5 protein-coding genes are annotated in these 6515 nt (G+C 63.7%); 2 read left to right on the plus strand and 3 right to left on the minus strand.

Annotated elements, in window-relative coordinates; genetic code table 11:
* Positions 1-47: 47 nt before the first annotated feature.
* Positions 48-1340, plus strand: coding sequence for a cytochrome P450 (locus tag ACTHN9_RS19265; protein WP_440538370.1), 1293 nt, complete (start codon positions 48-50; stop codon positions 1338-1340).
* A 62-nt stretch (positions 1341-1402) separates the two neighbouring features.
* Positions 1403-2212, plus strand: coding sequence for a LabA-like NYN domain-containing protein (locus tag ACTHN9_RS19270; RefSeq protein WP_440538371.1), 810 nt, complete (start codon positions 1403-1405; stop codon positions 2210-2212).
* A 75-nt stretch (positions 2213-2287) separates the two neighbouring features.
* Here ACTHN9_RS19270 and ACTHN9_RS19275 read toward each other — a convergent pair whose 3' ends face one another.
* The 3 genes from ACTHN9_RS19275 to ACTHN9_RS19285 form a co-directional block, all read right to left on the minus strand.
* Positions 2288-3406: a CmpA/NrtA family ABC transporter substrate-binding protein gene (locus tag ACTHN9_RS19275; RefSeq protein ID WP_440538372.1), complete on the minus strand. Its 1119-nt coding sequence runs from the start codon at positions 3404-3406 to the stop codon at positions 2288-2290.
* A 6-nt stretch (positions 3407-3412) separates the two neighbouring features.
* Positions 3413-3988 carry an ANTAR domain-containing response regulator gene (locus ACTHN9_RS19280; RefSeq protein ID WP_440538373.1) on the minus strand — a complete coding sequence of 192 codons (576 nt, stop codon included), beginning with the start codon at positions 3986-3988 and terminating at the stop codon, positions 3413-3415.
* 2 nt (positions 3989-3990) lie between these two features.
* A partial coding sequence (locus ACTHN9_RS19285; RefSeq protein ID WP_440538374.1) for a nitrate reductase occupies positions 3991-6515 on the minus strand: 2525 nt, incomplete at its 5' end.

Below are 6515 nucleotides of genomic sequence, written 5' to 3' on the forward strand. Positions count from 1 at the left end.
GATTGTATCTCAATATGATATATAAGTGCCAACCCTGATCGAACCGAATGAGCAAAGATTTCCCGGTTGTAACAACCTGTCCAGTTCGAAAGCGTCTGGCTTTGCGTCGTCGATATCGACGGTTGCCCGATGTCGGTCTGGCGCATTGGCTCGACATTCAGCGCGATCCCTTGACATGGCTTGCCCATATGCACCGGGCTTCTCCCGACCTAGCCCGCCTGCGGATCGGCACGAGGCGACTCTGGTGTATGTTTCATCCTGCGGCGATCCATGACCTGATGGTTTCCCAGCGGGCAGCCGTCCAGCGCTGGGAGCCCAGTTTGTGCATCATGCGCCAGTGGAATGGGTATAGCTTCATGATGAAGGAAGGAGAAGCGGCACGCCGTCAACGCCAGGTGATACGCCCCCACATCCAGGCGCCTGCAGTTCATGACATCCAGCGCATTGCCCGGCGCTGGTCGGCGCATGTCGTGCCGGGACAGGTGGTGGATCTTGATCTGGAAATGGCAGCCTATAGCGTCACTCTGGCGGGTCACGCCTTGTTCGACATCGATCTTGGCCCGCAGGCGGAAACGATTGCCAAGGCGGTGCGTATCTTGTCGCGTGTCGCATTGCTCGAAACCAGCACAGGGCTTCCTCTTGGCCATTGGTTTCCCAGCAAGCTTTGCCCGCGTAAGCGGTGGGCGCTCCGCGTGATGCGGGCGCAGATTGAGCAGGTGGCCAGCGAATCGCGTCGCCCTTTGGCCGTGCATCGCGATGACCTTGCCACATTGTTGATGGCTTCTCATCAGGCTACGGGTGCGACACTGGCCTGGGCACAGCTGCTGCTGGCCCGGCATCCCCGTGTGTTGGCCGCGCTACGCTGTGAGCTTCGCGCGGTGGACTGGGCTCGCGTGAATCAGTTGCAGGACTTGGAGCAGGCCCCCTTGCTGCGAGCCGTCATTCAAGAGACCTTGCGCCTGTATCCGCCGGCTTATGCACTGGTGCCACGTCAACTGTCGCGACCCGTGAGTGTGTCTGGGACATCGCTCGGGCGCGGTGACATCGTGATGATCTCCAGCTGGATTACGCACCGCGATGCGCGTTGGTTTCCCGAGCCCGATGCATTTCGGCCAGAGCGGTTTCTGGAAGCTCCGACCTGGCCGCGCGGGGCATATTTTCCATTTGGTGTCGGCGAGCGCGCCTGCCCCGGTACCGGCATGGCTATGATGGATCTGGCCGTTTCGCTCGCCTATTGGGTTGAGCACTGGGACATGACGGTCCTCGAAGAAGCGACGCCGCAAGGTTGGTTTTCTCTTCGGCCCAGGAATGCCCGTGTGCGCCTGGAGCGGCGAGGGTGAGGCCAATCGCGCCAATTTTGAAAACGCCGGCAGAACCCGGCTACAAGTGAGAAGGAGCATCGATGCGGCGGGTTGGTGTGTACGTCGACGCAAGCAATGTCGGTATGAATGGTGGACACGGAATGCGCTATGAAGTGCTTCGCGATCTCGCGTGCCGGAACGGGGGAGAGGCGCAGCGATTGAATGCTTACGTAGCGTTCGATCAGCGCCGAGCCGAAAAAGCAGCCGACTACGGCGCGAAGTCTCGAGGTTACCAAGCCGCGTTGCGCGACCAGGGTTTCCGGGTGACGGTCAAGAATGTGAAGCACTTCACCGATGAAGAAGGCAACCAGGTTTCCAAGTCGAACGTGGATCTCGATATGGCGGTCGACGCACTCACCGAATCCGAGAGACTCGATACAGTCCTGCTAGTGACCGGTGATGGAGATTTCGTTCAGGTTGTTCGCGCTCTTCAGAGCAAGGGCTGTCGCGTGGAAGTCCTCGGCTTTGAAAATGTCTCGCGAGAACTCCGTGATGCGGCTGACCTGTTCGTGAACGGCTACCTCATTCCTGGCTTGCTCCCCACTCAAGATGCAAACGACGCGCGGGCGAAATGGGGCGACGTGGGCAGCCGGGTTCGTGGCCTGTGCAACCGATTCGTTGCCGAGGAGGGATACGGCTTCATTGGGTATTGGCCTGCGATTCCCCAGAGTACCGTGCTGACAGCCAGCGAAACGAAGCCGGCCTATTTCCGCTCGTCTGCATTGGTCGATGCGATGTCGATCGGCAAGCTTCCTTCGCGCAATCTCGTTCTTGAGTTCGATCTCGTAGAGCCTGCCAAGGCGGGTGGGGCGCTCGAGGCAAGACGGATCGAAATCGTGTCTGGCGTCTAGAAGCGTTCTATGAAGGTGAACGATTGGAGCGCGATTGACGACGAGGTCGTCGACCGATCGGACGGCTCGCATGCCTCATGAATGGGTGTCCTTGCGATTCTCGATGCCCTGATCGTCCATCACCGCCACCGGCACCTCCGCCAGCGCGGCCGCTTCCCGATAAAGCTGCGTCTGATTGATCCGCGCGGCGATCGCTTCATCGTCCGCCGCCGGCACTTGGGAATCGCGCAGCAGCCCCCACCGCCGATATTGCGCGAGGAACCAGCACCCTTCGTCAATACGCGGATAGTTAACCGCACCGCCATCGAAAAACGCCACAGGCAGTGGCACGCGAGCAAACCGCTTGCCGCCTTCGCGCCCCGTAAGCCGAGGCGCGATGACTTCGCGCGGCACGTCCAGCGCATCTGGCTTCGCGAGCCACGACGAAATCTCGTCCCGATGCACGGGCGCATCGACCCATCGGCAAGCCTCCAGCATCGTACGCACCAACGCGCGCGCCGTAGCCGGATAGCGTTCGACGAATTCCCTGCGGCAGGCCAGCACCTTCTCGGGATGGTTCGGCCAAATCTCGCTCGTGGCGACGACGGTTTCCCCGGCACCGCGCGCTTCGGCTACTGCGTGCCACGGTTCCCCCGCGCAAAATCCGTCGAGGACGCCGCGCTCGAGCGCATCGACCATCCGCGGCGGCGGAATCACCACGCTTTCAATATCGTCGCGCGGATGCACGCCATGCGCGGCGAGCCAATCGTAGAGCCACAGCGCATGGGTGCCGGTGGGAAACGTCTGCGCAAATACCGGCGCGCGCCCAAGCGTGGCCAACGCGGCTTTCAGCTCGCCTTCCCGATCGAGCGCTCGGGCGAGCGACGTGGACAACGTGATCGCTTGACCGTTGCGATTGAGCACCATCAACACGGCCATCTCGTCGCGCGGCCCGCCGATGCCCAATTCGATGCCGTAGACGAGGCCATACAGTGCGTGCGCGCAATCGATTTCCCCCGCAAGCAGCTTGTCGCGCACGGCGGCCCAGGAAGGCTGGCGGCACAACTCGAGCGTGAGCCCATGGCGATGGCCGAATTCGAGCACTTTCGCCGCGACGAGCGGTGCCGCATCGGAGAGCGCGACGAAGCCGATCCGCAGATGCGTCTTTTCCGGGGCGGGGGCGTGGGTTTCAACGGTGGGCGGGGCGACATTCATGGATGGCTACCTCGATGAGTCGGCCGCCTCGATCACGCGGCGCGCGATATCGGCCAGTCGGACGCCCGCATCCATCGCTCGCTTGCGCAAGGTGGCGTAGGCATCGTGTTCGGAGAGTTTGCCTCGCTCCATCAGGAGGCGCTTGGCGCGGTCGATCGTCTTGCGCTCTTCGAGTTCGGTTTCGGCCTTGGCCAACCGTCGACGAAGCTTTTCCTCATGCGCAAAGCGCGCCAGCGCCACTTCGAGAATCGGCGCGAGCTTATCGAGCGTGAGCCCTTCGGCCATATAGGCGGTGACGCCCGCGTCGACGGCGGAGCGGATCAATTGCTGGTTCGCGTCGTGGCTGAACATGACGACCGGACGCGGCGCCGTTTCGTTCATGACCGCCAGATGCTCGAGCGTGTCGCGCGACGGCGATTCCGTATCGATGATCACGACGTCGGGCCGCTCTCGCTCGACGACCTTCGGCAACGCATGCGGCGCGGCGGCCTCGGGCAGCATGTCGTAGCCGAGGCGTGCGAGCGCCTCGCGCAATTCGCCGATGGGTTTGTCGGTGTCGGTCACGAGCAAAATACGCAACATGCTCAAGCGGGAGTCGTCGTAGTCAATAAGCGCTTGATTTCGGGGACGCACGAGCCGCAGACGGTGCCGCAGCCGAGCGTCGATTTCAATTCGTCCAATGCCGCCCCTTGGGCAATGCCTTGCTCGATCTGCGATTGCGTGACCTGCTTGCAATTGCAGACGACGCGATCGCGCGCGGCGCGCGGACGTTGCGGCGCGTCGCCGCCGAGCAGGACGATCGCGTGGCGCGGGCCGTCCCAGGGCGCGGCGGTTCGAATCTGATCGAGCAGTGCGTCGGCGGGACTCGTGTCGCCGGTCAGCAAGAAGCCGTCGACGCACTGCTCGTTCCATGCGATGCGCTGCGCGCGGCCACGGCGTGCGTCGCGGTACTCGAGCAGATCGTCGCCCCGTGCTAATCCTAACGCATCGTGCAGACGTTCGGTCCACGCCGCGTCGGCTTCGGCATCGGCCGCGCTGACCACGAGCAAGTCGTCCGCTTCGACGCGGATCGATGCATAGCGCCGCTGGGCGAGCAGCGGCTGCACCGCGGCGCGCAACGCCAGCACGTCGCCTCGTTTGGCGGCAACGAGCCGCCACTGCAACTTCGCATGTTCGACGCGCACCGCCGCATGTTTTAGTTCGGGCTGCTTGGAGTCCGGATCGACGGCGCCGATCGTGGCTTCGTTGATCCCGCCGCTATCCAGAAACTGACCGCTCCAATGCATGGCCGCGAACACCGTGCCGGGCGGCAAGTCGTCCGTCGTCGCCAAGGGCAAGACGAGCCGGCCGCGACGGCTGACAACCGTGACAAGTTCGCCGTCCTTGAGCCCGCGCCGCGCTGCATCCTCGCGGCGCATCGACAACGTCGCTTCCGGCGCATGGTTGAAGAGTAGGCCGACCCGGCCCGTGCGGCTCATGCCGTGCCATTGGTCGCGCAGGCGGCCGGTCAACAGGCGGAACGGGTAGCGTGCATCGACCGGTTCGGCCACGGGCACATAGCGCGTGGCATGAAAGCGCGCACGGCCGTCGTCCGTGGCGAAGCGCCCGTCGGTGTAACGGCGAGCGGCACCGGCGGCGGCCCCCGCCGGAAATGGCCATTGTTGCGGGCCATCGCTTTCCAGTCGCTCATAGGACAGGCCGCCGATGTCGAGATCGCGGCCGATCGTGAGCGAGCGATGCTCGTCGAACACGTCTTGCGGCGCGGTGAACGGAAACAAGCCGGTGCCTCGTTCGCCGCCGGCCGAAGCGGCCAACCGCGCTTCTAGCCGGCGCGCCACTTCGTTCACGATCCACCAATCGGCGCGTGCCTCGCCGGGCGGCTCGACGGCCGCGCGCACGCGCGAGACGCGCCGCTCCGAGTTCGTCACGGTGCCCGATTTCTCGCCCCAACTCGATGCGGGAAGCAGGACGTCGGCGTACGGCACCGTATCGGTCTGCTCGAATGCCTCTTGGACGACGACAAATTCGGCGGTGCGCAGGGCCTTGCGCACGCGCTCGATGTCGGGCATCGAATGCACAGGGTTCGTGCAGGCAATCCAAATCGCTTTGATCTTTCCCTCGGCAACGGCGTCGAACATCTCGACGGCCGGCAGCCCAGGGCGCGCGGATAGCTCGCTTACGCCCCACAACGCCTCGATCTGCGCGCGATGCTGCGCGTTGCCGATGTCGCGATGCGCGGCGAGCATCGTTGCCATGCCGCCCACCTCGCGCCCGCCCATGGCATTCGGTTGGCCCGTCAACGAAAACGGCCCCGCACCGGGTTTGCCGATCTGACCGGTCGCGAGATGCAGATTGATGAGCGCAAGGTTTTTGTCCGTGCCGCGACTGGACTGATTGAGCCCCATGCAATAGAGCGAGAGGGCGGCGGGGCTCTTGGCGAACCATTCGGCGGCTTGCAGCAAGTCTTGCTCGGCGATGCCGCAGATTTCGGCGGCCATGCTCGGGGTATAGCCGCGCACAAGTGCTTTCAGTTCGTCGAATCCGCTCGTATGCGCCGCGACATACGCACGGTCGATCGCTCCTTCCCAGATCATGTGGTGCAGCATGCCGTTAAAGAGCGCGACATCGGTGCCCGGCGCGACGGCCAGATGCAGGTCTGCCAGCGCGGCCAAATCGGTGCGGCGCGGATCGACGACGATCCATTTGACGGCTGGATTCTTTGCCTTCGCTTCTTCTAGACGACGAAACAACACCGGATGCGCATACGGCATATTGCTGCCCGCGAACAGCACCGTATGAGCGAGCTCGAGATCTTCGTAGCAGGTGGGCGGCCCGTCGGCACCGAGCGATTTTTTGTAGCCGGTCACGGCGCTCGACATGCAAAGACGCGAATTCGTGTCGATGTTGTTGGTGCGCACGAGCCCTTTGGCGAGCTTGTTGAAGACGTAGTAGTCCTCGGTCAGCAGTTGCCCGGAAATATAGAAGGCGACGGCATCGGGGCCGTGGGGGTTGTGTGAAAACGCGCCCCGACCACCCCACCGCACAACGCCCCCCACCCACAACGCGCGCGGGTGGGGGGGGGGGCGGGCCCACCCACCGGGGGGGGGGG

Origin of the sequence: Trinickia sp., from assembly GCF_051953405.1 — a bacterium.
GTDB lineage: Bacteria > Pseudomonadota > Gammaproteobacteria > Burkholderiales > Burkholderiaceae > Trinickia.

Bases quoted from the DNA above. Each gene is read 5' to 3' on its own strand.
- ACTHN9_RS19280 (WP_440538373.1), bottom strand. From the start codon at position 3,988: ATGTTGCGTATTTTGCTCGTGACCGACACCGACAAACCCATCGGCGAA.
- ACTHN9_RS19265 (WP_440538370.1), top strand. From the start codon at position 48: ATGAGCAAAGATTTCCCGGTTGTAACAACCTGTCCAGTTCGAAAGCGT.
- ACTHN9_RS19275 (WP_440538372.1), bottom strand. From the start codon at position 3,406: ATGAATGTCGCCCCGCCCACCGTTGAAACCCACGCCCCCGCCCCGGAA.
- ACTHN9_RS19270 (WP_440538371.1), top strand. From the start codon at position 1,403: ATGCGGCGGGTTGGTGTGTACGTCGACGCAAGCAATGTCGGTATGAAT.